Source organism: Citrobacter sp. LST-B2, from assembly GCF_057983045.1.
The window spans coordinates 138,832-164,777 of record NZ_CP192598.1 but is presented as its reverse complement, the minus strand read 5'-3'; the positions used below and the strand labels follow the sequence as shown (position 1 = coordinate 164,777).

Genomic DNA, 25,946 nt, shown 5'->3' with positions numbered 1-25,946 from the left:
AGGTCAATTCTTTCTTATTTTTAATAAATTGTATTATTCCTTTGCCGGAAATAATAACGCATCGCGTAACAGGTGATCATTTCCACGACGACGCGTAAAGCCAATCCGGTCGAAATATTCCAGTATCTGAATCGCCAGCTTTCGTCCTACGCCCAACCGATCGCGAAAATCCGCCGCGCAGGTTGAACCTTTCTCCTGATCCAGTTCGCGGATCATGCTGGCGAAAGCCACAATGCGATCGTTACGGTAGTAACGATCTTTTACGATCGCCGTAATCATCCCCTGCTGCGCCGCCTGCCGCAACACCAGACGCATGGTCTGCTCCTCGGTCGCGGTTTCACGCGCGAGATCGCGGACCCACCAGGGCTCGTCACCAAATAACGGCGCGGCTTTAAGCCAGGTAGCCTGCTGTTCGTCAGTAAACCCTGCCTTGTGATCCGGCAGATGCAACCAGCCATGGTGGCTGTGAATATCGCCGCTGTCGCGCATTTGTTCAATCAACAACAGCACCAGCGCTTCATCTTCCATCGGCAGCGCCATACGGCGCAGGCGTTCGCGCCCCGGACCAGGCTCATCACGATGTTGTTCATGGTAAGTCGCCAGCGTGTCGAGGATTTTGCGCTGCCAGCGTGCGGCAACTTCCGCATTCAGCAGGCTGTAACCTGCCTGAATAAATCCATGCTGGTGAATGAGCGAACGCATACCGTAGCCATTTAGCTGGCGCGCCCACGCAAAATCGGGCAGATTGACCGCCCCGCGTTGCAGGTGGACCACCAGCGCGGCACCGTCATCTTTCGCCGCCGCCAGTGACGCCAGCCATTGCAGATACTCGGGTTTACGTTTGCCGCGACGTGGCGGATTAAGTGCAACCACCCGCGCCCCGGCAAGCGTCGCGCGCGCGGAGATATCGCGCAGCACCAGCCGGTCGTTATCGGCCAGCAGCAGAGGCGTATCAAACACCAGTTCCGCCAGGTTAGCTTCCAGCAGCGATACCCGCCCGGTCACATGACTCGCCGCATGGTGAATATGTAGCGGCTGCCACTGCGTAAGCGGGACGTGGCTTTCCAGCGCGACGATCACCCGCGTGAACGGCTCAGGCGGGGCGTCTGAAAGCAGCCAGTCACCCCGGTTAAGCTGCTCCTTTTCAGCATCGCCGACGATATTCAGCGCGATGCGCTGCCCGGCATGAGCATGCTCACTCGCCTGGTTTTGCGCGTGAAGTCCGCGCACGCGCACAGATGCGTTCACACCGGTCAGCCACAGCGTATCCCCAACGTTTACTTCACCGCTCAGCGCGGTGCCGGTCACCACCAGCCCGGCGCCTTTTACAGTAAAGGCACGATCGATAGCCAGTCTGAACGTCTGATTCCGGGCGTGTTCGCGGGCGGGCAGTTGCTGCAAATGTTCGCGTAACGCCTCAATCCCGCGACCTTCATTCGCGGCCGTCACAAATAGCGTCGCCTGCGCAAAGCCATACTCACGCAGGACATCCTCCACCTGCTGTTGGACCTCTTGCACCCGCGTATCATCCACACGGTCAGCTTTGGTCAGCGCCACCGTCAGCGTCGGATTCCCGGTCAATTGCAGGATCGCCAGGTGTTCGCGCGTTTGCGCCATCACGCCATCGTCACAGGCTACCACCAGCAACGCGTGATCGATTCCGCCCACGCCCGCCAGCATGTTTGAGAGAAACTTCTCGTGACCGGGAACATCGATAAAGCCCAGCACGCGCCCGTCTGGCTGCGGCCAGTAGGCATAGCCCAGGTCGATGGTCATGCCACGCTTTTTCTCTTCCGGCAGGCGATCGGCATTCACGCCGGTAATGGCCTGCAGCAGCGTCGTTTTCCCGTGGTCGACATGTCCGGCGGTCGCAATAATCATTTCAACAACATCTCCATAAACCGGGTCTCATCTTCAAGACAGCGTAAATCCAGCCACAGTCGGCCCTCGTAAATCCGGCCGATAACAGGAACCGGTAGCTCACGCCAGCGGGTCGCCAGGGCTTCAAGACGGCTTCCGCGGCCGTCGTGCGGTGTAAAGGTTAATGCCGCGCTGGGGAGCCGATCAACCGGCAAAGAGCCACTGCCGATTTGCGACAGGCAGGGCTGTACGCTCACCGCAAACTCCGCACCATAGTGCGCGGCCAGCGGCGCCAGAAGCCGCTCCGCCTGAGACTGAATCGCTTCTTTACGTCGGGTCAACAGGCGCAGCGTCGGCAGTTTCTCGGCCAGCGCTTCCGGGTGGAGATACAGACGCAACGTTGCTTCCAGCGCAGCAAGGGTCATTTTATCCGCCCGCAACGCACGTTTAAGCGGATGACGCTGCAATTGCGCAATCATCTCTTTCTTACCGACGATGATCCCAGCCTGCGGACCGCCCAATAGCTTGTCGCCCGAGAAGCTCACCAGGCTGACACCCGTGGCAATCAACTGCTGCGGCATTGGCTCTTTCGGCAGGCCGTACTGGCTCAAATCGACCAGCGAACCACTACCAAGATCGGCCACAACAGGAATATCCAGCGCCTGGCCGATCTGGACCAGCTCCGTTTCATCAACAGAGTGGGTAAACCCTTCGATGCTGTAATTACTGGTATGTACCTTCATCAGCAGGCCGGTGTTTTCATTTACCGCCTGGCGATAGTCATCGGCATGCGTCCGGTTAGTGGTTCCCACTTCATGTAGCGTACACCCAGCCTGACGCATCACATCCGGGATACGAAACGCGCCGCCGATCTCCACCAGCTCACCGCGTGATACCACCACCTCTTTACCGGCGGCGGTGGCGGCCAGCATCAGCAGTACCGCCGCCGCGTTGTTATTCACAATGCAGGCATCTTCCGCGCCGGTGATACGGCACAGCAATTCCGCCAGTGCGCGGTCACGATGCCCGCGTCCCGCGCCGTCCAGATCATACTCCAGCGTCACCGGCGAGCGCATGGCCTGCGTGACAGCCGCGACGGCCTCTTCAGCCTGTAAAGCGCGACCCAGATTGGTATGTAACACCGTGCCCGTCAGGTTAATCACCGGGCGCAGCGCACTCTGGGCCTCTTTTTCCAGCCGAAGGTTCACCTCCTGCGCCCAGTCTTCACACCACGCTGGCAACGCCTGCGTGTCGCGTATCACCTCTCTTGCTTCATCAAGCAATTGACGAAGCAGATCAACGACACGGGTATGCCCGTGAGTCTCACGCAGGGTAAGAAATTCACTTTCACGCAATAAGCGATCAATGGCGGGAAGCTGACTATAGAGCGAACGGGTTTCGGTCGTCATGAAAAGGCCTGGCTGTGGGTGACCCTCCCCACAACGGGGAGGGATATCGACATAGAGGGGATTGTAACGTGAGATTGCCTGGACGGACAGAATATGAATCAAGCCTTTGGGGGTTCAGTGCGGGCAAAACTCTCGCGCTGAAACAGCGTCTCCACCAGCTTGACCAGGTGAGGTCGGCTCACGCACCAGCCCGGTGAGACGCGGCGGAAGTTGAGATAGCCCACCGCGCAGGCAATGGCGATGGTCGCCAGATCAACCGTGTCAGGTTTAATCGTCCCGTCGACCAGGTACGCTTCCAGCGCATCCAGACTGCGGTTAATTTTCTCGCGCTGGCGCAACAGTTCGGTTTCCGATTGCTGCGCGGCGGGACGTGCCTGCTCGCGCACCGACACCAGACCGGCGTCCATAATCCCATCGGCCAGTGCCTCAAGTTGACGGACTTTCAGCGAGGCCAGCGGTTCACGCGGCAGCATCGCTGGCGCAATATCCAGCAGTTCAATGTATTCGGCGATAATTGGCGAATCGAACCAGTACTCCCCATCGTCAGTCACCAGCGCCGGTACTTTTCCTAACGGATTGTACTGCGCGACGCCATTTTCCGCGTTGTAGGGCAGTTCATTAACAAATTCGAATGTGATGCCTTTTTCCAACAGCAGGATCGAAATTTTTCGTACAAACGGGCTGGTGTAGCTACCAATGAGTTTCATGATCAGTCCTTTTCGCCAACACAAAACAATGAGTATGGCTCACGCAGCGGGAAAAGGCAGGTGACGGCGTTCTCAATGATCCAAATAAAGGTAGTGCATCCAACTGGTCATGCGCAGTAACACCTTACGCATGACCGAAACATGGGCGAAATGGTCGGAATAGACTGCCACTTGCGCGTAGATGCCGTCGGGTAACGCATCCACATCGGCATTCGGGTCCAGTTCAATCGTCGCCAGGACGCCATCGGTCCCGGGCACCACCGTCAGGGACTGTAAAGCCCCCTGAGCCTGATACGAGCCGCCCGGCACCACAGGCAATATGCTGGTCAACTTACCGTGAAAAACTTGCCCAGGAAGCGCGTTAAATACCACCTCCGCGTCGTCGCCGGGTTCAAGACGAAGCAGCGAGTTCTGCCGAAACTGAGCGACGATCTGCCGCTTTTGTTCGGGGATAAAGACCATCACCGGACGCAGCGGTAGCGCGGCAGCGTAGGTACCGGGTCGTATCAGCACTTGGGTGACGTAGCCGTTGCTGGGCGCGCGAATAATGGTCTGTTCGAGGTTGTATTTCGCCTCTGCCAATTGCGCCCTCAGGCTGGCAATCTGCGACTGTTCGCCGTTAACCATGCTGTCTAACTGGCTTTGAATTTGCACCTGCTCAGCCACTGAACCCTTCACCAGCGCATCCTGCGCCAGATAATTTTGCCGGGCGTTATCAATATCGCTTTCTGAGAAGGGGTTCACCCGCGCCTGGCTGCCCTTCAGGTAACGCTGATAATCTTTATACAGCCGATCGCGCTCCGCAGAGACCCGCGTCGTATTAGCCTGCGCTTCTGAGAGCTGGGCTTTCAGCGTCTGGATATTATGCGTGGCGGTGACCAGATCGGCCTGTAACCTGTCCACGCGCGCCTGATAGCGAACCGGGTCGAGTTTAAATAGCACTTCACCCTTTTTAATCAGTTGGTTATTTTTATCCGTCACCTCGCTGACAATTCCGGTAACCTGCGGCGTAACAGGAATGGAAATAACGGCTTTTTGCGCAGTAAAGGTATACGGATGGTTATAGTTCATTAACAGGATCAGGCCGCTGACCAGAAATACACCGCCTAATGCCGCCGTCGCCAGCGTCCATTGATTCACCGGTATGCGGAATATTTTGAAGACTACCCACGCCAGCGCGACGTAGGTTAATACAATCAACAGATCCATGATTAACTCTCCGGAAACGTCGTATTGTCAGCCGTGTTAACTTCGGCCAGTTTTTTCTCGAGTTGTGTAATACGCGCAGATAACGCGGCAATTTCAGGATCAGGATCTTGTCCCGGCGACGTGATGTGATTATGCATCCCCCAGCCGCGTTCCGGTTGGTAGAGGGTTGCCCAAATCCACAAAAACGGCCAGATCACATGGAGCGTAAACAGACTCACCCAGCCTGCGGTATGAATAGCATCGGCATGCGGGTGGTTGCGTTTCTTCGCAATTAAATAGGGGATATCATGGATGGCAATAACGCCGTAAAAAATCACCAGAAAGACGAAAATCAGCACACCTAACGCGAAATAATTTAGAAACATATCCGCCTCGACTTCACGCCCATTTGAGTTTTTATTGCAGGCAGCCGAATGCAATTTGGCTGATGATTTGAACATAATGTGAGTTATGCATTTTCGCCATCACGCCAAAGACTATTTTTCACGCCAGATGGTTATTTAATGACATCAGGCCAGGTGACAACGAGAGGAATCTGCCCAGGATCACATCGGGACAAATCTGGATGAATATTTCTTGTGATTCAGATCACAAACATTCAACAAACAGCCAAAGACAAAACGTGAATTAAATCACAAATTAATGCCATTAATGGTTCAGAACGACGGTTTGTTGTTTTTTTACACAGCAGTTTTGTGATTAATGTCACATCAATTACCTCCCTACCCCCTATATTTATGTGACACAAATCACATTAAAGGTCGCTGACTGGACAGCTTAACGATTCAGTGCCAGATTTCGCAGTATCTACAGGGTCCGGCTACCTCTGCCGCTACATTAACAAAACCTCGGGCTTCCAGCCTGCGCGATAGCAAACATAAGAAGGGGTGTTTTTATGTCATCCGATATTAAGATCAAAGTGCAAAGCTTTGGTCGATTCCTCAGCAATATGGTGATGCCAAATATCGGCGCGTTTATCGCGTGGGGTATTATCACTGCACTATTTATTCCGACAGGGTGGTTGCCAAACGAAACGCTGGCGAAGCTGGTTGGCCCAATGATCACCTATCTCCTGCCGCTGCTGATCGGTTATACCGGCGGTAGACTGGTGGGTGGCGAACGCGGCGGCGTGGTGGGCGCAATCACCACCATGGGCGTGATCGTCGGCGCAGACATGCCGATGTTCCTCGGTGCAATGATCGCCGGTCCTCTGGGCGGCTGGGCAATCAAACATTTCGATGGTTGGGTAGACGGTAAGATCAAATCCGGTTTTGAGATGCTGGTGAATAACTTCTCCGCTGGCATCATCGGTATGATCCTCGCCATTCTGGCATTCCTCGGCATTGGTCCAGCAGTTGAAGTTCTGTCGAAAGTGTTGGCTGCAGGCGTTAACTTCATGGTTGTCCATGACATGCTGCCGCTGGCGTCTATCTTCGTTGAACCAGCGAAAATCCTGTTCCTGAACAACGCTATCAACCACGGTATCTTCTCACCTCTGGGTATTCAGCAGTCCCATGAGTTGGGTAAATCCATCTTCTTCCTGATTGAAGCCAACCCGGGTCCGGGGATGGGTGTTCTGCTGGCGTACATGTTCTTTGGTCGCGGTAGCGCTAAACAGTCTGCAGGCGGTGCGGCAATCATCCACTTCCTGGGCGGTATCCACGAAATTTACTTCCCGTATGTGCTGATGAACCCGCGTCTGATCCTCGCCGTTATCCTCGGCGGTATGACGGGTGTGTTTACGCTGACTCTCCTGAACGGCGGTCTGGTTTCTCCGGCGTCTCCGGGTTCTATCCTGGCTGTGCTGGCGATGACGCCAAAAGGCGCCTACTTCGCTAACATCGCGGCAATCTGTGCGGCGATGGCGGTCTCCTTCGTTGTCTCTGCCATTCTGCTGAAAACCAGCAAAGTGAAAGAAGACGATGACATTGAAGCGGCGACCCGCCGTATGCATGACATGAAAGCAGAATCCAAAGGCGGTACTCCGCTGTCTGCTGGCGATGTCACCAACGACCTGAGCCACGTGCGTAAAATCATCGTTGCCTGTGATGCCGGTATGGGTTCCAGCGCAATGGGCGCCGGTGTACTGCGTAAGAAAGTGCAGGATGCCGGTCTGAGCCAGATCTCGGTCACCAACAGCGCGATTAACAACCTGCCGCCGGATGTTGACCTGGTCATCACTCACCGCGATCTCACCGAACGTGCGATGCGTCAGGTTCCGCAGGCGCAGCATATTTCGCTGACCAACTTCCTCGACAGCGGCCTGTACTCCAGCCTGACCGAGCGTCTGGTTGCCGCTCAGCGCCACACTGACAATGAAGTCAAAGTCCGCGACAGCCTGAAAGACAGCTTTGACGAAGGGGATAACAACCTGTTCAAACTGGGTGCGGAGAATATCTTCCTCGGACGTACGGCAACGACCAAAGAAGAAGCGATTCGCTTCGCCGGTGAGCAGTTGGTGAAAGGCGGTTACGTTGAGCCAGAATATGTCGATGCGATGCTGGAACGTGAGAAACTGACCCCAACCTATCTGGGTGAGTCTATCGCCGTTCCGCACGGTACCGTTGAAGCGAAAGACCGCGTACTGAAAACCGGCGTCGTGTTCTGCCAGTATCCGCAAGGCGTTCGTTTCGGTGAAGAAGACGACGACATCGCCCGTCTGGTGATCGGTATCGCCGCTCGCAACAACGAGCACATTCAGGTGATTACCAGCCTGACCAACGCGCTGGATGACGAATCCGTCATCGAACGCCTGGCTAACACCACCAGCGTTGATGAAGTGCTGGCGCTGCTGGCGGGTCGTAAGTAAACCCCGAGGCCCGGTGACATTGCGCTTATCGGGCCGACCCAATCCTCTCCTTTGTGGAGAGGGTTTGGGTGAGGGAGCAACAGATAACCCCTCACCCCAGCCCTCTCGGGTAAAAACATTAATGAAGGTTACTACTATGAAAGCATTACATTTTGGCGCAGGTAATATCGGTCGTGGCTTTATCGGCAAACTGCTGGCGGACGCGGGGATACAACTGACATTCGCTGATGTAAATCAGGTCGTGCTCGACGCCCTGAATGCCCGTCATAGCTACCAGGTTCACGTTGTGGGTGAAAATGAGCAGGTGGATACCGTGACTGGCGTCAATGCGGTAAGCAGCATTGGCGATGATGTTGTTGAGCTGATCGCCCAGGTTGACCTGGTCACTACGGCCGTTGGCCCGGTCGTGCTGGAGCGCATCGCTCCGGCCATCGCCAAAGGCCTGGTCAAACGCAAAGCGCAAGGGATCACCACCCCGCTGAACATCATCGCCTGTGAAAATATGGTACGAGGCACCACTCAACTGAAAGGTCATGTGCTGAACGCGCTGGCTGAAGACGACAAAGCCTGGGTTGACACCCATGTCGGCTTCGTGGATTCCGCCGTTGACCGCATCGTGCCGCCGTCAGCCTCTGCGACCCACGACCCGCTGGAAGTGACTGTCGAAACCTTCAGCGAGTGGATCGTTGACCAGACCCAGTTCAAAGGCGAGCTGCCGAACATCCCGGGAATGGAATTAACTGATAACCTGATGGCATTTGTCGAACGTAAACTCTTCACGCTGAACACCGGGCATGCTATAACCGCGTACCTCGGAAAATTGACCGGTCATCAGACCATCCGCGACGCGATTCTCGACGAGAAAATCCGCGCAGTGGTCAAAGGGGCGATGGAAGAGAGCGGCGCGGTGCTGATCAAACGCTACGGTTTTGATGCCGACAAGCATGCGGCATACATTCAGAAAATCCTCGGTCGTTTTGAAAACCCGTATCTGAAAGATGACGTTGAGCGCGTTGGTCGCCAGCCGCTGCGTAAACTGAGCGCGGGTGACCGTTTAATCAAACCGTTGCTGGGTACGCTGGAATACCATTTGCCGCACGCTAACCTGGTCAAAGGGATTGCTGCCGCGATGCACTTCCGTAGCGAAGACGATCCGCAGGCGCAGGAGCTGGCCGCGCTGATCGCCGAGAAAGGCCCACAGACTGCGCTGGCCCAGATTTCCGGGCTGGATATCAACAGCGATGTCGTTGCCGAGGCCGTTAGCGCATATAACGCAAAGTAATGATGCTGGAACTGGCGCAGGAGCCCCTGCGCCTGATTAATAGATTGTCAGATATGCAGGCAATAATGGAACAAACCCAGGCCTTTGAAAATCGTGTGCTTGAGCGTCTGAATGCTGGCAAAACCGTACGGAGCTTCCTGATCACCGCCGTGGAGTTACTCACCGAGGCGGTAAACATTCTGGTGCTTCAGGTGTTTCGCAAAGATGACTACGCAGTGAAGTACGCTGTAGAACCGTTACTCGACGGCGACGGACCGCTGGGCGATCTGTCTGTGCGCCTGAAACTGATCTACGGTCTGGGCGTCCTCAGTCGTCCTGAATATGAAGACGCAGAGCTGCTGATGGCGATGCGCGAAGAGATGAATCATGACGGCAATGAGTATGCCTTTACGGATGATGAGATTCTCGGGCCGTTCGGTGAACTGCACTGCGTACTGGCGCTGCCACCCCCGCCGCAGTTTGACGCCGCCGACCCCAGTTTGTACGCCATGCAAATCCAGCGCTACCAGCAAGCGGTGCGCTCGACGATGGTTCTCTCCCTGACTGAGCTGATTTCTAAAATCAGCTTAAAAAAAGCCTTCCAGAAGTAGGCCTCGCTCTGCCTGCTACTCCTTTTCCTGCACGGGTTGATACAGGCGCCGGTAATAATTCAGTCGTTGCAGGTACATCTGCGCATTTTCTGCAGGCACTTCGCTCGGAACGTCATCATGCGCAGGCATTTTATTCAGATACTCTTTAAACGCCTGACTTGAGGCCATAAAATCCACAGCTTTATCAATCAGAAGCGGAACATTCTCGCCTATTTTTGCCATGTTATCTCCTCCATGCGGTCCCGCCGTGCTTAAGCGCAACGGTCAATTTTAGTGTAGGATCGCCCGCGTCATAACATTAAGGAAAACGTGCTTAATCCATTGGCGGCAAATTATCTCTTACATGATCCTGTTATGGTCTAAAATGTTTAATTAATCAGTCTGTTATAAAAATAGTTAGCAAATGAATACTCGCGTTATTTGATTATTATTATCCCATTAGTTGTGAATAAACCCGCTCTGCGCGCATACTATAGGCCATTCACTATATTTCTATCAGAAGCCATCCCATGAAAGAAGTCGAAAAAAACGAAATCAAACGTCTGAGCGATCGCCTCGACGCTATCCGCCACCAGCAGGCCGATCTGTCCCTGGTTGAAGCCGCCGATAAATACGCTGAGCTGGAAAAAGAGAAAGCCACACTGGAAGCAGAAATCGCCCGTCTGCGTGACGTTCACAGTCAAAAACTGAGCAAAGAGGCGCAGAAACTGATGAACCTGCCGTACCGTCGTGCGATCAGCAAAAAAGAGCAGGCCGATATGGGCAAGCTGAAGAAAAGCGTGCGCGGTCTGGTAGTGGTTCATCCAATGACCGCCTTAGGCCGCGAAATGGGCCTGCAAGAGATGACTGGCTTCGCAAAGACCGAGTTTTGATTTTTTATACCGGGCAGCACGTCCGCTGTCCGGCCCTCCCTTAATTGGCCCTACCAATCCCCTTCAGTTACGACCACTGGTTCACAATTCATTAATTTAAGCCTACACTGCCGTTGCCAATAAATAACATTTGATTAACCATTCGTTGTCATTATCCCTACACAACAATATTGGCAGGACCACTTTTACACATAATGTGACGAAAAGATGAGCACAGACTCACTGCATTGTGCGTGTGGTCCTCAGGAGACCTGCAATGAATCTCTGGCAACAAAACTACGATCCGGCCGGTAACATCTGGCTTTCCAGTCTGATCGCATCGCTCCCGATTCTGTTTTTCTTTTTCGCGCTGATTAAGCTCAAGCTGAAAGGCTATGTTGCCGCTTCGTGGACGGTGATGATCGCGCTGGCCGTGGCGCTGCTCTTCTACAAAATGCCGGTCGATCACGCACTGGCCTCGGTGGTGTACGGTTTCTTCTACGGTCTATGGCCGATTGCCTGGATCATTATCGCCGCAGTGTTTGTTTACAAAATCTCGGTGAAAACCGGGCAGTTCGACATCATCCGCTCGTCCATTCTGTCGATTACCCCTGACCAGCGTTTGCAAATGCTGATCGTCGGCTTCTCATTTGGCGCCTTCCTCGAAGGGGCGGCGGGATTTGGTGCCCCCGTTGCCATCACTGCCGCGCTGCTGGTAGGTCTCGGGTTTAACCCGCTGTATGCCGCTGGACTGTGCCTGATCGTCAATACCGCGCCCGTGGCGTTTGGTGCCATGGGGATCCCGATTCTGGTCGCCGGCCAGGTGACTGGGCTGGACAGCTTTGAAATCGGCCAGATGGTGGGTCGTCAGTTACCGTTCCTGACAATTATCGTACTGTTCTGGATCATGGCGATCATGGATGGCTGGCGCGGCGTGAAAGAGACCTGGCCTGCGGTCATGGTGGCGGGTGGTTCATTCGCTATTGCTCAGTACCTCAGCTCCAACTTTATCGGCCCGGAATTGCCGGACATCATCTCCTCGCTGGTCTCGCTGGTCTGTCTGACGCTGTTCCTGAAACGCTGGCAGCCGGTTCGCATCTTCCGCTTTGGCGATATGGGCGCATCACAAGTTGATCAGACGCTGGCACGCACGAACTATACCGCCGGACAGGTTGTTCGCGCCTGGTCGCCGTTTCTGTTCCTGACGGCCACCGTAACCCTCTGGAGCGTGCCGCCGTTTAAAGCCCTGTTCGCTCCCGGCGGCGCGCTGTACGACTGGGTGATTAACATCCCGGTCCCGTTCCTCGACAAACTGGTTGCCCGCATGCCGCCCGTGGTTCACGAAGCCACCGCCTACGCGGCAGTGTATAAATTTGACTGGTTCTCCGCGACCGGCACCGCCATCCTGTTCGCCGCACTGCTGTCAATCGTCTGGCTGAAGATGAAGCCTTCCGCCGCCATTCAGACCTTCGGCAGCACGCTGAAGGAACTGGCGCTGCCGATCTACTCCATCGGGATGGTGCTGGCCTTTGCGTTTATCTCCAACTATTCCGGGCTCTCTTCGACGCTGGCGTTAGCGCTGGCGCACACGGGCAGCGCCTTTACCTTCTTCTCGCCGTTCCTCGGCTGGCTGGGGGTATTCCTGACCGGTTCAGATACCTCATCTAACGCGCTGTTTGCCGCCCTGCAGGCAACTGCCGCACAGCAAATCGGCGTGTCCGATGTGCTGATGGTGGCGGCCAATACCACTGGTGGCGTCACCGGAAAAATGATTTCGCCGCAGTCCATCGCCATCGCCTGTGCGGCGGTCGGACTGGTCGGCAAAGAGTCGGATCTGTTCCGTTTTACCGTCAAACACAGCCTGATTTTCACCTGCATGGTGGGCGTTATCACCACGCTTCAGGCTTACGTCTTAACCTGGATGATTCCATGATCGTGATGCCCAGACGCCTGTCGGACGAGGTTGCCTCTCGTGTGCGGGCGCTGATTGAAGAACAACAGCTGGAAGCGGGCATGAAATTGCCCGCCGAGCGCCAACTGGCGGTACAGCTTGGCGTCTCGCGTAACTCGCTGCGCGAAGCGCTGGCAAAGCTCGTCAGCGAAGGCGTGCTACTCAGCCGTCGCGGCGGTGGCACGTTTGTCCGCTGGCAGCATGAAGAGTGGTCTGAACAAAACATCGTTCAGCCGCTGAAAACCCTGATGGCCGACGACCCGGATTACAGTTTCGATATTCTCGAAGCCCGACACGCCATCGAAGCCAGTACGGCCTGGCATGCGGCGATACGCGCCACCACGGCCGACAAAGAGAAAATCAAACTCTGCTTTGACGCCACGCTCAGCGAAGACCCGGATCTTGCCTCACAGGCCGACGTTCGTTTTCATCTGGCTATCGCCGAAGCCTCGCATAACGTGGTGCTGTTACAAACGATGCGCGGGTTCTTCGACGTTCTGCATTCGTCGGTGAAGCAAAGCCGACAGCGCATGTATCTCGTTCCGCCCGTCTTTTCCCGGCTGACGGAGCAACATCAGGCCGTACTGGATGCCATTCTCGCGGGCGACGCCGACGGCGCGCGTAAGGCGATGATGGCGCACCTCAGTTTCGTCCATACCACCATTAAACAATTTGATGAAGACCAGGCCCGCCAGGCGCGCATTACCCGTCTGCCCGGCGACCACAATGAAAATCCCAGGGAGAACAAAGCATGATTATTTCAGCCGCCAGCGATTATCGCGCCGCAGCCCAGCGCATTCTGCCCCCGTTCCTGTTTCACTACATCGACGGCGGCGCGTATGCGGAGCATACCCTGCGGCGTAACGTGGAAGACTTATCGGACGTGGCGCTACGCCAGCGCGTGCTGAAAAACATGTCTGACTTGAGCCTGGAAACCACGCTGTTTAACGAAAAACTGTCGATGCCCGTGGCGCTGGCGCCGGTCGGGCTGTGCGGCATGTATGCCCGCCGTGGCGAAGTGCAGGCTGCAGCGGCAGCCGATGCGAAAGGGATCCCGTTTACCCTTTCTACCGTCTCCGTATGCCCGATAGAAGAAGTCGCGCCCACTATTAACCGTCCGATGTGGTTCCAGTTGTATGTTCTGCGCGACCGTGGATTCATGCGTAATGCGCTGGAACGGGCAAAAGCGGCGGGCTGCTCAACGCTGGTCTTTACGGTCGATATGCCGACGCCGGGGGCACGCTATCGTGACGCTCACTCCGGGATGAGCGGCCCGAATGCCGCGCTGCGTCGCTACTGGCAGGCGGTCACTCATCCACAGTGGGCGTGGGACGTCGGTCTGAACGGTCGTCCTCACGATCTCGGCAATATCTCCGCTTACCTCGGCAAGCCAACCGGACTGGAAGATTACATCGGCTGGCTGGCAAACAACTTTGATCCGTCAATTTCATGGAAGGACCTTGAGTGGATCCGGGAGTTCTGGGATGGTCCGATGGTGATAAAAGGGATCCTCGATCCGGAAGACGCCCGCGACGCCGTTCGCTTTGGTGCAGATGGGATTGTGGTCTCTAACCACGGAGGCCGTCAGTTGGACGGCGTGCTCTCTTCCGCGCGCGCACTGCCCGCCATTGCCGATGCGGTGAAAGGCGATATCGCCATTCTCGCGGACAGCGGTATCCGTAACGGGCTGGACGTGGTGCGAATGATTGCGCTGGGCGCAGATACCGTTTTGCTGGGCCGTGCGTATCTGTACGCGCTGGCGACGGCAGGTCAGGCGGGAGTGGCAAACTTGCTGAATCTGATTGAAAAAGAGATGAAAGTTGCCATGACGCTGACCGGTGCGAAATCCATCACCGACATCAGCAAGGATTCCCTGGTACAGGAAATCAACAAGCTCCCTGCCGCACTGGCACCGCTATCGCAAGGTGATGCGGCGTAATGAAAGTGTTATTCTGCCCCCCGTAATTAAGGGGGCAGCATGCTCAACATCGTCTTATTTGAACCAGAAATCCCGCCGAACACGGGCAACATCATTCGTCTGTGCGCAAACACAGGCTTTCGTCTGCATATTATTGAGCCGATGGGCTTTACCTGGGACGACAAACGCCTGCGCCGCGCGGGACTGGATTATCATGAATTTACTGCGGTGGTTCGCCATCATGATTACGCTGCATTTCTCGAAGCTGAAAAACCGCAGCGCATGTTCGCGCTGACGACCAAGGGCACGCCTGCACACAGCGCGGTGAGCTATCAGGATGGCGACTATCTGATGTTTGGTCCGGAGACGCGCGGTCTGCCAGCCAGCATTCTCGATGCCCTGCCCGCTGAACAAAAAATACGTATTCCGATGATGCCGGACAGCCGCAGTATGAACCTGTCAAATGCCGTGTCGGTGGTGGTGTATGAGGCGTGGCGCCAGTTGGGATATCCTGGCGCAGTCTTGCGCACACTTTGAATCGTCGGATGGCGGCTGTCGCCTTATCCGACCTGCGGTTTTGTAGGCCCGGTAAGCACAGCGCCACCGGGCAAGAGATCAAATACCGTCGCCGTACTCAAACGTATGGTGTATCCCGTTGAAATGCTGATCCATATCCATTGACGGCTTATCGCTGTCTGGCTTACCGACAATGCGCGCCGGGACGCCAGCGGCGGTGGTGTGCGGCGGAACGGGCTGTAACACCACGGAACCGGCGCCAATTTTTGCCCCACGTCCGACTTCGATATTGCCGAGGATTTTCGCCCCCGCGCCAATCATCACGCCTTCACGAATTTTGGGATGACGATCGCCACTGGTTTTACCGGTCCCGCCGAGGGTGACCGATTGCAGGATCGACACGTCATCTTCGATCACCGCCGTCTCACCGACGACAATGCCGGTGGCATGATCGAGCATAATCCCACGACCAATCTTCGCCGCGGGGTGAATATCCACCTGGAACGTCACGGAGACCTGGTTTTGCAGGAAGATTGCCAGCGCGCGGCGGCCTTCATTCCATAACCAGTGACCAATACGGTAGGCCTGCAAGGCATGAAAACCTTTCAGGTACAAAAGCGGAGTGGAGTATTTATCGACCGCCGGGTCACGCGTGCGGACGGCCTGAATATCACAGGCTGCTGAGGCGATCATTTCCGGGTCTGCTGCGTACGCTTCTTCGACCACTTCACGGATCGCAATGGCGGGCATAATGGGCGATGCCAGTTTGTTCGCCAGCATGTAGCTTAGCGCACTGCCCAGATTCTCATGCTTGAGTAGCGTTGCGTGGTAAAAACTGGCCAGCATAGGCTCACAGTCTGCCAGAGCGCGGGCTTCGGTTTTTATATTGTTCCAGACGATATCCAGTTCTTCACACGGCATTGCGGGCTCCAGGTAATGAGGCTAACGACCGGCCCGTTCTTCGCGGGCCGGGTCATTTTTTAAAAACGGATCCTTGAGACTAGTGGCTGCTTCGCTCATCCTTGCGTGCACGACCTAATAACGTCAATGCTGCCTCGCGCGCGTTTTTTCCGCAATATAATACTTGATAAATTTCCTCGGTTATTGGCATTTCGACACCAAAACGGTGCGCCAACTCGCGAACTTCTTTTGTATTGCGGTAGCCTTCAACCACCTGTCCAATCTTGTCCTGCGCGCCTTGTACATCCATGCCCTGACCGAGCATCATGCCAAAACGGCGGTTGCGCGACTGGTTGTCGGTACAGGTCAGCACCAGATCGCCTAACCCGGCCATTCCCATAAAGGTCTGGGGATCGGCGCCCAGCGCCGCGCCCAGACGCGACATCTCTGTCAAGCCACGCGTAATTAGCGCAGTACGGGCGTTAGCGCCAAAACCAATGCCGTCAGACATTCCTGCGCCGATCGCAATCACGTTCTTCACCGCGCCGCCCAACTGAACGCCGATAAAATCCGGGTTGCTGTAGACACGGAAACTCTTACCGCAGTGCAGCAGTTGCTGTAAGTCATCAGCAAAGGTGTCGTCAGTGGAGGCCAGGGAGATGGCCGTCGGCATGCCTGCCGCCAGCTCTTTCGCGAACGTCGGTCCGGAAATCACTGCCAGCGGGATTTTATCGCCCAGCGCTTCACGGGCAACATCCTGCAACAGGCGTCCCGTCTCTGCTTCCAGCCCTTTGGTTGCCCAGACCAGACGCGCGTCAGGACGTAGCAGAGGCTTAATCTGTCGCAATACTTCGCCAAAGACATGGCTTGGCACGACCACCAGAATATCGCGGCTGGCCGCCAGCGCAGTAGCTAAGTCGCTTTCGAGGCGTAACGTATCGGGGAAAGGCACATCCGGGAGGAACGCGACGTTGCAGCGATCGTGCTCAAGGGTCGCGATATGTTTAGGATCGTGGCCCCACAGGACAACCTGGTGGCCATTTCTTGCCAGGGTGATGGCAAGAGCGGTGCCGTACGAGCCGGCACCGATCACAGTCATTGAAGCATTACTTTGGTTCATCAGGCATCCTGATGTTCTTCAGTACCTTCGCCAGCCTGCTGCTGTAAATAGTTCATGAACAGCGCATCAAAGTTAACCGGCGCAAGGTTCAGTTGCGGGAACGTACCGCGTGAAACCAGGCTGGTGATGCATTCGCGGGCATACGGGAACAGAATGTTCGGGCAGTATGCGCCCAGGCAATGCGCCATCTGGGTGCCTTCGATTCCGCTGATAGAGAAGATACCGCCTTGCTGAACTTCGCACAGGAACGCCGTTTCTTCACCGAGGGAAGCCGTTACGGTAACACGCAGCACCACTTCGTATACGTCATCTGCCAGTTGAGTAGATGCTGTATCCAGATCAAGTTTAACCTCTGGCTGCCAATCTTTCTGAAAAACATGCGGCGCATTTGGCGCTTCGAAAGAGACATCTTTGGTGTAAATACGCTGGATCTGGAAAGCCATTTCGGTGTTGTTTTGTTCTGACATGTGTAGAAAACCCTTTAGTGTTGTCCTTAAATAGCGCTTGATGCCAATAACATGGCCCAGCGTTAGCTCAGCAGGGGATCAAGTCCACCACGCGCATCCAACGCATACAAGTCATCACAGCCGCCAATGTGCTGTGCATCAATAAAAATCTGTGGAACCGTCGTACGACCGCTGCGCTTGATCATCTCTTCACGCTTCACGGCATCGCCGTCGATCGGCAGTTCCTGGAAGCTCACACCCTTGCTGTTCAGCAGCGCTTTCGCACGATGGCAAAACGGGCAGGTTGCTTTAGTGTAGATCTCGATATTGGCCATACTTATCTCCAAATTCGTTTACGTCGGGAAAATTATTTCCCACGAACCAGCGGCAGATTCTCACCGCTCCAGCCCGCAACGCCTTCTTTCAGCACAGACACGTTCTCAAAGCCTGCTTTGATCAGCGCGTTTGCCGCTTCCTGGCACTGCATGCCGGAACCATCGACCACGATAACCGGTTTGTCTTTGTGTTTTTCCAGCTCGCCCACGTTGTTCGCTTTGATTTCGCTCGGCAGCAGGTTAATGGAACCCGCGATATGGCCTTTGCGGAAATCGTCACGCTGACGTAAATCCACGATAACGGCGTCTTCTTTGTTGATACGACGCGTGGCTTCGCCGCGAGTGATGACCTTAACTTTCGACGTCAGGCCTTTAAACGTGGTGAACAAAACCGCCACCAGTAACGCAATCCAGGCGATACTCAGTATGGGATGGCGGCTAACAAATTGCATAATTTCTTGCATGGGGGGTAACAACTCCCGACTCAGTGATTAAAAAAACCAGGACAGGAGTATACCTGCGCGTTGGCGCAAATACAGCCAGCGCGTGCAATGGATTGCATTTTTGCGGGGCACTACGGAAAAAAAAGTGCAAATCCGTACCATCCGTGAACCAGCCTGCCCCATTCTTTGATCTTCTGAGGCTATTTTATCGATTCAGCTGTAGTAAAATTACGCAATTATTTTTGTCTCTTGAGTGTGAGGTTTCGCAATGTCGGTTTCTAAAAAACCTATGGTACTGGTGATTCTGGATGGCTATGGCTACCGTGAAGACAGCCAGGATAACGCCATTTTTAATGCCAAAACCCCGGTAATGGATGCGCTGTGGGCAAAACGCCCGCATACCCTGATCGATGCTTCCGGTCTGGAAGTGGGCCTGCCCGATCGTCAGATGGGTAACTCCGAAGTCGGTCACGTTAACCTGGGTGCGGGCCGCATCGTGTATCAGGACCTGACCCGTCTGGACGTTGAAATTAAAGAACGCACTTTCTTTGCCAACCCAACGCTGACCGCCGCGGTTGACCAGGCGAAAAATGCCGGTAAAGCCGTGCACATCATGGGTCTGCTCTCTGCCGGTGGCGTCCATAGCCACGAAGATCACATCATGGCGATGGTTGAACTGGCCGCTGAGCGTGGCGCAGAGAAAATCTATCTGCATGCTTTCCTCGATGGCCGCGATATGCCGCCACGCAGCGCAGAGTCTTCGCTGAAAAAATTCGAAGAGAAATTTGCCGCGCTGGGCAAAGGTCGCGTCGCCTCCATCATTGGCCGTTACTACGCGATGGACCGCGACAACCGTTGGGATCGCGTGGAGAAAGCGTATGACCTGATGACGCTGGCGCAGGGTGAATTCCAGGCTAATACCGCCGTTGAAGGTCTGCAGGCCGCCTATGCCCGCGATGAAAACGATGAATTCGTGAAAGCCACCGTGATCCGCGCCGCAGGCCAGGCCGATGCCGCGATGGAAGACGGCGACGCGCTCATTTTCATGAACTTCCGTGCTGACCGCGCGCGTGAAATCACCCGTGCTTTTGTTAACGCCGACTTCGACGGCTTCGCGCGCAAGAAAGTGGTTAATCTGAACTTCGTGATGCTGACCGAATACGCTGCGGACATCAAAACGGCCGTTGCCTATCCGCCCGCCTCGCTGGCGAACACGTTTGGCGAGTGGATGGCGAAGAATGACAAAACGCAGCTGCGTATCTCTGAAACCGAAAAATACGCCCACGTCACCTTCTTCTTCAACGGCGGCGTTGAAGAACCGTTCACCGGTGAAGACCGCATCCTGATCAACTCACCGAAAGTGGCGACCTACGATCTGCAGCCGGAAATGAGCTCCGCAGAGCTGACCGAAAAACTGGTAGCCGCTATCGAAAGCGGGAAATACGACACCATCATCTGTAACTACCCGAACGGCGACATGGTCGGTCATACCGGTGTGATGGAAGCGGCGGTTAAAGCGGTTGAAGCGCTGGACCACTGTGTTGAGCAGGTGGCAAAAGCGGTTGAGTCCGTTGGCGGTCAACTGCTGATCACCGCTGACCACGGCAACGCCGAGCAAATGCGCGATCCGGCAACCGGTCAGGCGCACACCGCGCACACTAACCTGCCGGTTCCGCTGATTTATGTCGGCAACAAAAATGTGAAAGCGGTGGAAGGCGGCAAACTTTCCGATATCGCCCCCACCATGTTGACGCTGATGGGCATGGAAATCCCGCAAGAGATGACTGGTAAGCCGCTGTTCATCGTGGAATAATCCTTCCCCATGAGGGGAAAGACGATAAATAGCGAAAATGGGGCCATGAAACCAAGACGGTTTTCAGTCAGGCCCTTGATTTACGCCAGCGTGGTGAGCGCTGGCGTATTGTTGTGCGCCTTTTCCGCCCACGCGGATGACCGCGATCAGCTTAAATCCATTCAGGCAGATATCGCCGCCAAAGAACGTGCTGTTCGTCAGCAACAGCAACAACGTTCTGGCCTGCTTGCGCAACTGAAGGCGCAGGAAGAGGCCATCTCCGCCGCCGCACGCCAGTTACGTGAAACGCAAAACACGCTTGCGCAGCTGAACAAACAAATCGATGAGATGAATGCTTCTATTGCGAAGCTGGAACGGCAGAAAGCCAACCAGGAGCGCAGCCTCGCCGCGCAGTTGGATGCCGCGTTTCGCCAGGGTGAACACACCGGTATTCAGCTTATCCTCAGCGGTGAAGAGAGCCAGCGCGGCCAGCGTTTGCAGGCCTACTTTGGTTATCTGAACCAGGCGCGCCAGGAGACGATCAACGAGTTGAAGCAGACTCGCGAAGAGGTCGCCGCCCAGCGTGCCGAACTGGAAGAGAAGCAGAGTCAGCAACAGACGCTGCTGTATGAACAGCGCGCCCAGCAGGCGAAGCTTGAACAGGCGCGTAACGAACGTAAGAAAACCCTCGCCGGGCTGGAATCCTCCATTCAGCAAGGCCAGCAACAGCTCAGTGAACTGCGCGCCAACGAATCCCGTTTGCGTAACAGCATTGCCCGTGCCGAGGCGGCCGCCAAAGCCCGTGCCGAACGCGAAGCACGCGAGGCGGAAGCGGTACGTAATCGCCAGAAAGAGGCCACCCGCAAAGGCACCACGTACAAGCCCACAGACAGTGAGAAATCGCTGATGTCGCGCACCGGCGGTCTGGGTTCGCCACGCGGCCAGGCATTCTGGCCCGTTCGCGGTCCCACGCTGCATCGCTATGGCGAACAACTGCAAGGTGAGCTACGTTGGAAGGGGATGGTTATCGGTGCGTCTGAAGGCACTGAAGTGAAAGCCATTGCCGATGGTCGCGTCATTCTGGCGGACTGGCTGCAGGGATACGGACTGGTCGTCGTCGTTGAACACGGCAAGGGCGACATGAGTCTTTATGGCTACAACCAGAGTGCGCTGGTCAGTGTCGGTACGCAGGTTCGCGCCGGCCAGCCGATTGCGCTGGTGGGTAGCAGCGGGGGTCAGGGTCGACCGTCGCTCTATTTCGAAATTCGTCGCCAGGGTCAGGCCGTCAATCCACAACCGTGGTTGGGAAGATAAGTTTTGCCTCAGTTTCGTCGTACTGTTCTTTCATTCGCCAGCCTGCTGGCATTCGCCTCCCCTGTTTTTGCTGGCAAACTCGCCATCGTCATTGACGATTTTGGCTACCGACCGCATTACGAAAATCAGGTGCTGGCGATGCCCTCTCAAATCTCCGTCGCCGTGCTACCCAATGCGCCTCATGCGCGCGAAATGGCGACCAAAGCGCATAACAGCGGTCATGAAGTGCTGATCCATCTGCCGATGGCACCGCTGAGTAAACAGCCGCTGGAGAAAGACACCCTACGTCCGGAGATGAGCAGCGACGAAATTGAACGGATCATACGCGAGGCGGTTGGCAAAGTGCCTTACGCGGTGGGGCTCAACAACCATATGGGCAGCGCAATGACTTCCAGCCTGTTTGGTATGCAAAAAGTGATGCAGGCGCTGGAACGCTACGATCTCTATTTTCTCGACAGTATGACCATCGGTAACAGTCAGGCGATGCGTGCCGCATCCGGAACCGCCGTAAAAGTGATTAAACGGAAAGTGTTTCTCGACGACACGCAAAACGACGCGGACATTCGCCGCCAGTTTACCCGCGCGATTGATCTGGCACGCCGCAACGGTTCTGCCATCGCGATAGGCCACCCTCATCCGTCGACGGTACGTGTGTTACAGCAAATGGTGTATAACCTGCCAGCCGACATCACCCTTGTCCGTCCGAGCAGCCTGCTCAATGAGCCGCAGGTAGATACCTCCACGCCGAATTTGACACCGCCGAAAACCAACGACGCTCCGCGAAATCCATTCCGCGGCGTGGCGTTGTGTAAAGCGAAGAAACCTGTAGAACCGGTCTATACCAGTCGATTCTTCAGCGTGTTAAGTGAAAGCATCAGTCAGAGCACGCTGGTGAACTGGTTCCAGAATCAGTGGCAAGGCTGGGGAAAATCGCCCCGCGATAACAGCGTTAACCCAGGTTAAGCGCTTTACGTGCAGTACGATGGTGCGAACGCGTTTTGTCGCGCCATTGGTACAATCTCACTGACCACAGTAACGCCTGATAGGCGACCTTGGCGCTGCGCACGTTCATTATCATACGTTTATACATCCCCGAGGTAAAAATCTCGGCGATCATTCGCTGACGCGTCAAAATATCGGGTTCTTTGCGCACGGAATGACAAACACGCAATGCTTCATACGTTATTTGTTGATGAAATTCAGGATAGATTGTAATCCTGTCTGCGTAATTCCGATTCAGCTTCTCTAATAATCGGGTGATCTTAATGTAATGTCGCTGATAGTTCAGATTTTTATTACCCTGACGTTTCAGTCGGCTGACAGAATTATTATGTAAGAAATATTTATACAAGGATTCTTCCGTATAACGCGCACGCAGCGCGTTAAACATAAATTCCGTGGTCCACACAATATCCTGATGATGTAATCCGGGAATAAAGCGGATGTTATTCTTTTCAATCACATCCCGACGATAAACCCCCATCCACACCACGTGGGTCCAGCGGCGGGATGAAAGCGCCATACGCAGCCAGTCAGGACCGGTGAGTACGCCGGTTGAACGGATCCGGTCGGTCGGAATAGATTGCCAGGTCACGCCGGTATCCCGCTCGCTCCAGTCGGCATTGCACTGCGCGACGTCCAGATCGTCCTCCAGCGCCATTGTCATTAGCGTTTCGTACATGTGCGGATAGACGAGGTCATCGGCATCAACAAATGCGATGTACTTACCACTCGCCACCTCCATCCCGCGGTTACGGGCGACCGATGCTCCGGCATTCGCCTGGTGGAGCAGTCGTACATGAGGATAGTTTTCGGCGTAATACTTTGCTATATCAACAGAATTATCCGTTGACCCGTCATTGACAATAATAATTTCCAGGGCAGTCCATGTTTGCGCGATGAGAGATTCCATGCAGGCTTTAAAATCATTACCCGCATTATATAACGGGATAATAACACTGAGTCTGTTTGTACTTTTCATCATAATAAATTACCGAATGCCTTTGAAGTTATCCGCCTTTTTACAGCCTTTGTATTAAGAAACGATTAAGGCTGATAATAATATTTGTAAAGGCTCCAGGAGACTTCAGCTTAGGGGCATCAGGTAAACAGCAATATAAGACTACGACGCAATTACGAATTATTTATGACAATGACAATTCTTTACAGCTTTCCAGATATTCCTCAGGAAATAAGGCCGGATTTTCCGGCCTTATCTGATTAATTCCAGCTGAGAATGACTTTCCCGGACTGGCCTGAACGCATGGCGTCAAAGCCTTTCTGGAACTCATCAATCGAGAAGCGGTGGGTGATGATCGGCGACAGATCCAGACCAGACTGAATCAGCGCGGCCATCTTGTACCAGGTTTCGAACATCTCGCGGCCGTAAATGCCTTTAATGAACAGCCCCTTAAAGATCACCTTCGTCCAGTCGATAGACATGTCTGAGGGAGGAATGCCCAGCATCGCAATCCGACCACCGTGATTCATGGTGTCAAGCATCGCGCGGAATGCTGGCGGCGCACCGGACATCTCCAGGCCAACATCAAACCCTTCAGTCATGCCCAGTTCGTCCATCACCTCATTCAGGCTCTCTTTCGACACGTTGACTGCGCGGGTGATACCCATCTTACGCGCCAGTTCAAGACGGTATTCGTTCACGTCGGTGATCACCACGTTGCGTGCGCCCACGTGCTTCGCTACCGCCGCCGCCATGATACCGATAGGGCCAGCCCCCGACACCAGCACGTCTTCGCCGACCAGATCGAACGACAACGCCGTATGCACCGCATTGCCAAACGGGTCAAAGATGGAGGCCAGGTCATCCGAGATATTGTCCGGAATTTTGAACGCGTTGAACGCCGGGATCACCAGGTATTCTGCGAAACAGCCCGGACGGTTCACGCCCACACCTGTGGTATTACGGCACAGGTGCGTGCGTCCGCCACGACAGTTACGGCAGTGTCCGCAGGTAATGTGCCCTTCCCCAGACACGCGGTCGCCGATTTTGAAGCCTTTCACTTCCTGACCGATACCGACCACTTCGCCAACGTACTCATGGCCGACAACCATAGGAACCGGGATGGTTTTTTGCGACCATTCATCCCAGTTATAGATGTGAACGTCAGTGCCGCAGATGGCTGTTTTACGGATTTTAATCAGCAGATCGTTGTGGCCGACTTCCGGTTCCGGAACGTCGGTCATCCAGATGCCCTCTTCCGCTTTCAGTTTGGATAACGCTTTCATCTCACATCCTCAGGCAATAACGCCCAGTTGTTTACCAATGCGGGTGAAGGCTTCCACCGCGCGGGTGATTTGTTCCGGAGTATGCGCCGCAGACATCTGAGTACGAATGCGCGCCTGGCCTTTCGGAACAACCGGATAGAAGAATCCTGTGACGTAAATGCCCTCTTTTTGCAGCTCGCGGGCAAAATCTTGTGCAATCACCGCGTCACCCAGCATCACCGGGATAATCGCGTGATCGGCACCCGCCAGAGTAAACCCGGCGGCAGACATTTGCTCACGGAACTGACGCGCGTTAGCCCACAGGCGATCGCGCAGTTCACCACCAGACTCAACCATCTCCAGCACTTTGATGGAGGCAGCGACAATCGCCGGCGCCAGCGAGTTAGAGAACAGATACGGGCGAGAGCGCTGACGCAGCCATTCAACCACCTCTTTGCGCGCGGCGGTATAGCCACCAGACGCGCCGCCAAGCGCTTTACCCAGCGTGCCGGTGATGATATCTACGCGGCCCATCACGTCGCAGTACTCATGGGAACCACGACCGTTCTCTCCGACAAACCCCACCGCGTGAGAGTCATCGACCATCACCAGCGCGTTGTATTTGTCAGCCAGATCGCACACGCCCTTCAGGTTGGCGATGACGCCGTCCATTGAGAACACGCCGTCAGTGGCAATCAGCACATGACGAGCCCCGGCGTCGCGCGCTTCTTGCAGACGCGCTTCCAGTTCCTGCATATCGTTGTTGGCATAGCGGAAGCGCTTTGCTTTACACAGACGCACGCCGTCAATGATAGAGGCATGGTTCAGGGCATCGGAAATAATCGCATCCTCGGCGCCGAGCAGCGTTTCGAACAGGCCGCCGTTGGCATCAAAGCAGGAGGAGTAAAGAATGGCATCTTCCATGCCGAGGAATTCAGCCAGCTTTTGCTCAAGCTGTTTATGGCTGTCCTGGGTGCCGCAGATAAAGCGCACCGACGCCATCCCGAATCCGTGAGAATCCATACCGGCTTTTGCCGCAGCAATCAGCTCTGGATGGTTCGCCAGCCCCAGATAGTTGTTGGCACAGAAGTTAATGACGTGGCTACCATCCGCCACCGTGATATCGGCCTGCTGAGCAGACGTAATAATGCGCTCTTCTTTAAACAATCCTTCCGCACGGGCGGTTTGCAGATCGTTGGTTAACTGTTTGTAAAAATCCCCACGCATTGCGATTCTCCAGACTGGGCAAATTTCAGCACATCTTACCTA

The 25,946-nt window shown here is 55.1% G+C and carries 25 protein-coding genes; 11 read left to right on the top strand and 14 right to left on the bottom strand.

Going from position 1 to position 25,946, the window contains the following annotated elements:
• Positions 1–33 precede the first annotated feature (33 nt).
• The 5 genes from selB to ACQ0PY_RS00770 all read right to left on the bottom strand — a co-directional run bounded on the left by selB (position 34) and on the right by ACQ0PY_RS00770 (position 5,550).
• The gene (selB, locus tag ACQ0PY_RS00790) at positions 34–1,881 is read right to left on the bottom strand and encodes a selenocysteine-specific translation elongation factor (RefSeq protein ID WP_109739733.1); all 1,848 of its coding nucleotides are present in this window, start codon (positions 1,879–1,881) and stop codon (positions 34–36) included.
• Entirely contained in the window at positions 1,878–3,269 is a 1,392-nt protein-coding gene (selA, locus tag ACQ0PY_RS00785; protein ID WP_109739732.1) for an L-seryl-tRNA(Sec) selenium transferase, read from the bottom strand. Before selA ends, selB begins: the two co-directional genes overlap by 4 nt.
• Before the next feature lie 98 nt (positions 3,270–3,367).
• Positions 3,368–3,976, bottom strand: coding sequence for a glutathione S-transferase (locus ACQ0PY_RS00780; protein WP_042998595.1), 609 nt, complete (start codon positions 3,974–3,976; stop codon positions 3,368–3,370).
• A 72-nt stretch (positions 3,977–4,048) separates the two neighbouring features.
• Positions 4,049–5,185, bottom strand: coding sequence for an HlyD family secretion protein (locus ACQ0PY_RS00775; RefSeq protein WP_044267535.1), 1,137 nt, complete (start codon positions 5,183–5,185; stop codon positions 4,049–4,051).
• Positions 5,186–5,187: 2 nt separating this feature from the next.
• Positions 5,188–5,550 carry a DUF3302 domain-containing protein gene (locus tag ACQ0PY_RS00770; RefSeq protein WP_044254559.1) on the bottom strand — a complete coding sequence of 121 codons (363 nt, stop codon included), beginning with the start codon at positions 5,548–5,550 and terminating at the stop codon, positions 5,188–5,190.
• Positions 5,551–6,080: 530 nt separating this feature from the next.
• Here ACQ0PY_RS00770 and mtlA point away from each other — a divergent pair.
• From mtlA to mtlR, 3 genes are all read left to right on the top strand, one after another.
• On the top strand, positions 6,081–7,994 hold the full coding sequence (gene mtlA, locus ACQ0PY_RS00765; RefSeq protein WP_042998597.1) for a PTS mannitol transporter subunit IICBA: 1,914 nt from the start codon (positions 6,081–6,083) through the stop codon (positions 7,992–7,994).
• Positions 7,995–8,130: 136 nt separating this feature from the next.
• On the top strand, positions 8,131–9,276 hold the full coding sequence (gene mtlD / locus ACQ0PY_RS00760; protein WP_042998598.1) for a mannitol-1-phosphate 5-dehydrogenase: 1,146 nt from the start codon (positions 8,131–8,133) through the stop codon (positions 9,274–9,276).
• Positions 9,277–9,278: 2 nt separating this feature from the next.
• A complete protein-coding gene (gene mtlR, locus ACQ0PY_RS00755) occupies positions 9,279–9,866 on the top strand; it encodes a mannitol operon repressor MtlR (RefSeq protein WP_046401674.1) in 588 nt (195 codons plus the stop codon).
• A gap of 15 nt (positions 9,867–9,881) precedes the next feature.
• Here mtlR and ACQ0PY_RS00750 read toward each other — a convergent pair whose 3' ends face one another.
• On the bottom strand, positions 9,882–10,088 hold the full coding sequence (locus ACQ0PY_RS00750) for a hypothetical protein (RefSeq protein WP_109739690.1): 207 nt from the start codon (positions 10,086–10,088) through the stop codon (positions 9,882–9,884).
• 287 nt (positions 10,089–10,375) lie between these two features.
• Between ACQ0PY_RS00750 and ACQ0PY_RS00745 the strand changes: the two genes are divergently transcribed.
• The 5 genes from ACQ0PY_RS00745 (at position 10,376) to trmL (ending at position 15,123) form a co-directional block, all read left to right on the top strand.
• Positions 10,376–10,738 (top strand): YibL family ribosome-associated protein, encoded by a 363-nt coding sequence (locus ACQ0PY_RS00745; protein WP_042998601.1) that lies wholly within the window; start codon positions 10,376–10,378, stop codon positions 10,736–10,738.
• Between the two features lie 256 nt (positions 10,739–10,994).
• Complete coding sequence (gene lldP, locus ACQ0PY_RS00740) at positions 10,995–12,650, top strand: L-lactate permease (RefSeq protein ID WP_044254331.1); 1,656 nt, start codon at positions 10,995–10,997, stop codon at positions 12,648–12,650.
• Entirely contained in the window at positions 12,647–13,423 is a 777-nt protein-coding gene (lldR, locus tag ACQ0PY_RS00735) for a transcriptional regulator LldR (RefSeq protein WP_042998603.1), read from the top strand. The genes lldP and lldR overlap by 4 nt, the downstream gene beginning before the upstream one ends.
• Positions 13,420–14,607 carry an FMN-dependent L-lactate dehydrogenase LldD gene (gene lldD, locus ACQ0PY_RS00730; protein WP_042998604.1) on the top strand — a complete coding sequence of 396 codons (1,188 nt, stop codon included), beginning with the start codon at positions 13,420–13,422 and terminating at the stop codon, positions 14,605–14,607. The genes lldR and lldD overlap by 4 nt, the downstream gene beginning before the upstream one ends.
• A gap of 39 nt (positions 14,608–14,646) precedes the next feature.
• Positions 14,647–15,123: a tRNA (uridine(34)/cytosine(34)/5-carboxymethylaminomethyluridine(34)-2'-O)-methyltransferase TrmL gene (trmL, locus tag ACQ0PY_RS00725; RefSeq protein WP_042998605.1), complete on the top strand. Its 477-nt coding sequence runs from the start codon at positions 14,647–14,649 to the stop codon at positions 15,121–15,123.
• A gap of 78 nt (positions 15,124–15,201) precedes the next feature.
• Here the strand turns inward: trmL and cysE are convergent, their stop codons facing one another.
• The 5 genes from cysE to ACQ0PY_RS00700 form a co-directional block, all read right to left on the bottom strand.
• On the bottom strand, positions 15,202–16,023 hold the full coding sequence (gene cysE / locus ACQ0PY_RS00720; protein WP_042998606.1) for a serine O-acetyltransferase: 822 nt from the start codon (positions 16,021–16,023) through the stop codon (positions 15,202–15,204).
• 79 nt (positions 16,024–16,102) lie between these two features.
• Complete coding sequence (gene gpsA / locus ACQ0PY_RS00715; RefSeq protein ID WP_042998607.1) at positions 16,103–17,122, bottom strand: NAD(P)H-dependent glycerol-3-phosphate dehydrogenase; 1,020 nt, start codon at positions 17,120–17,122, stop codon at positions 16,103–16,105.
• On the bottom strand, positions 17,122–17,589 hold the full coding sequence (gene secB / locus ACQ0PY_RS00710) for a protein-export chaperone SecB (protein ID WP_003024155.1): 468 nt from the start codon (positions 17,587–17,589) through the stop codon (positions 17,122–17,124). The genes gpsA and secB overlap by 1 nt, the downstream gene beginning before the upstream one ends.
• Before the next feature lie 62 nt (positions 17,590–17,651).
• A complete protein-coding gene (grxC, locus tag ACQ0PY_RS00705; RefSeq protein ID WP_012908148.1) occupies positions 17,652–17,903 on the bottom strand; it encodes a glutaredoxin 3 in 252 nt (83 codons plus the stop codon).
• 32 nt (positions 17,904–17,935) lie between these two features.
• A complete protein-coding gene (locus tag ACQ0PY_RS00700) occupies positions 17,936–18,367 on the bottom strand; it encodes a rhodanese-like domain-containing protein (protein WP_042998608.1) in 432 nt (143 codons plus the stop codon).
• A 247-nt stretch (positions 18,368–18,614) separates the two neighbouring features.
• On the opposite strand from ACQ0PY_RS00700, the gene gpmM reads away from it, so the two are divergent.
• From gpmM to ACQ0PY_RS00685, 3 genes are read left to right on the top strand one after another with little or no spacing between them, the layout of a single operon-like run.
• The gene (gene gpmM, locus ACQ0PY_RS00695; protein WP_109739691.1) at positions 18,615–20,159 is read left to right on the top strand and encodes a 2,3-bisphosphoglycerate-independent phosphoglycerate mutase; all 1,545 of its coding nucleotides are present in this window, start codon (positions 18,615–18,617) and stop codon (positions 20,157–20,159) included.
• 9 nt (positions 20,160–20,168) lie between these two features.
• On the top strand, positions 20,169–21,452 hold the full coding sequence (envC, locus tag ACQ0PY_RS00690; RefSeq protein ID WP_042998610.1) for a murein hydrolase activator EnvC: 1,284 nt from the start codon (positions 20,169–20,171) through the stop codon (positions 21,450–21,452).
• 3 nt (positions 21,453–21,455) lie between these two features.
• Entirely contained in the window at positions 21,456–22,415 is a 960-nt protein-coding gene (locus ACQ0PY_RS00685; RefSeq protein ID WP_044254340.1) for a divergent polysaccharide deacetylase family protein, read from the top strand.
• Here ACQ0PY_RS00685 and ACQ0PY_RS00680 read toward each other — a convergent pair.
• The 3 genes from ACQ0PY_RS00680 to kbl form a co-directional block, all read right to left on the bottom strand.
• Positions 22,402–23,436: a glycosyltransferase gene (locus ACQ0PY_RS00680; protein ID WP_042998612.1), complete on the bottom strand. Its 1,035-nt coding sequence runs from the start codon at positions 23,434–23,436 to the stop codon at positions 22,402–22,404. The two genes, ACQ0PY_RS00685 and ACQ0PY_RS00680, sit on opposite strands and share 14 nt — an antisense overlap.
• A gap of 236 nt (positions 23,437–23,672) precedes the next feature.
• On the bottom strand, positions 23,673–24,698 hold the full coding sequence (tdh, locus tag ACQ0PY_RS00675) for an L-threonine 3-dehydrogenase (RefSeq protein ID WP_042998613.1): 1,026 nt from the start codon (positions 24,696–24,698) through the stop codon (positions 23,673–23,675).
• Positions 24,699–24,707: 9 nt separating this feature from the next.
• A complete protein-coding gene (gene kbl, locus ACQ0PY_RS00670) occupies positions 24,708–25,904 on the bottom strand; it encodes a glycine C-acetyltransferase (protein ID WP_042998614.1) in 1,197 nt (398 codons plus the stop codon).
• Positions 25,905–25,946: the final 42 nt, after the last annotated feature.

Bases quoted from the DNA above. Each gene is read 5' to 3' on its own strand.
- tdh (WP_042998613.1), bottom strand. From the start codon at position 24,698: ATGAAAGCGTTATCCAAACTGAAAGCGGAAGAGGGCATCTGGATGACC.
- ACQ0PY_RS00750 (WP_109739690.1), bottom strand. From the start codon at position 10,088: ATGGCAAAAATAGGCGAGAATGTTCCGCTTCTGATTGATAAAGCTGTG.
- lldD (WP_042998604.1), top strand. From the start codon at position 13,420: ATGATTATTTCAGCCGCCAGCGATTATCGCGCCGCAGCCCAGCGCATT.
- selA (WP_109739732.1), bottom strand. From the start codon at position 3,269: ATGACGACCGAAACCCGTTCGCTCTATAGTCAGCTTCCCGCCATTGAT.
- gpmM (WP_109739691.1), top strand. From the start codon at position 18,615: ATGTCGGTTTCTAAAAAACCTATGGTACTGGTGATTCTGGATGGCTAT.
- secB (WP_003024155.1), bottom strand. From the start codon at position 17,589: ATGTCAGAACAAAACAACACCGAAATGGCTTTCCAGATCCAGCGTATT.
- ACQ0PY_RS00775 (WP_044267535.1), bottom strand. From the start codon at position 5,185: ATGGATCTGTTGATTGTATTAACCTACGTCGCGCTGGCGTGGGTAGTC.
- selB (WP_109739733.1), bottom strand. From the start codon at position 1,881: ATGATTATTGCGACCGCCGGACATGTCGACCACGGGAAAACGACGCTG.
- ACQ0PY_RS00770 (WP_044254559.1), bottom strand. From the start codon at position 5,550: ATGTTTCTAAATTATTTCGCGTTAGGTGTGCTGATTTTCGTCTTTCTG.
- grxC (WP_012908148.1), bottom strand. From the start codon at position 17,903: ATGGCCAATATCGAGATCTACACTAAAGCAACCTGCCCGTTTTGCCAT.
- mtlD (WP_042998598.1), top strand. From the start codon at position 8,131: ATGAAAGCATTACATTTTGGCGCAGGTAATATCGGTCGTGGCTTTATC.
- ACQ0PY_RS00780 (WP_042998595.1), bottom strand. From the start codon at position 3,976: ATGAAACTCATTGGTAGCTACACCAGCCCGTTTGTACGAAAAATTTCG.
- cysE (WP_042998606.1), bottom strand. From the start codon at position 16,023: ATGCCGTGTGAAGAACTGGATATCGTCTGGAACAATATAAAAACCGAA.
- gpsA (WP_042998607.1), bottom strand. From the start codon at position 17,122: ATGAACCAAAGTAATGCTTCAATGACTGTGATCGGTGCCGGCTCGTAC.
- ACQ0PY_RS00700 (WP_042998608.1), bottom strand. From the start codon at position 18,367: ATGCAAGAAATTATGCAATTTGTTAGCCGCCATCCCATACTGAGTATC.
- ACQ0PY_RS00745 (WP_042998601.1), top strand. From the start codon at position 10,376: ATGAAAGAAGTCGAAAAAAACGAAATCAAACGTCTGAGCGATCGCCTC.
- mtlA (WP_042998597.1), top strand. From the start codon at position 6,081: ATGTCATCCGATATTAAGATCAAAGTGCAAAGCTTTGGTCGATTCCTC.
- mtlR (WP_046401674.1), top strand. From the start codon at position 9,279: ATGCTGGAACTGGCGCAGGAGCCCCTGCGCCTGATTAATAGATTGTCA.
- kbl (WP_042998614.1), bottom strand. From the start codon at position 25,904: ATGCGTGGGGATTTTTACAAACAGTTAACCAACGATCTGCAAACCGCC.
- lldR (WP_042998603.1), top strand. From the start codon at position 12,647: ATGATCGTGATGCCCAGACGCCTGTCGGACGAGGTTGCCTCTCGTGTG.
- trmL (WP_042998605.1), top strand. From the start codon at position 14,647: ATGCTCAACATCGTCTTATTTGAACCAGAAATCCCGCCGAACACGGGC.
- envC (WP_042998610.1), top strand. From the start codon at position 20,169: ATGAGGGGAAAGACGATAAATAGCGAAAATGGGGCCATGAAACCAAGA.
- lldP (WP_044254331.1), top strand. From the start codon at position 10,995: ATGAATCTCTGGCAACAAAACTACGATCCGGCCGGTAACATCTGGCTT.
- ACQ0PY_RS00680 (WP_042998612.1), bottom strand. From the start codon at position 23,436: ATGATGAAAAGTACAAACAGACTCAGTGTTATTATCCCGTTATATAAT.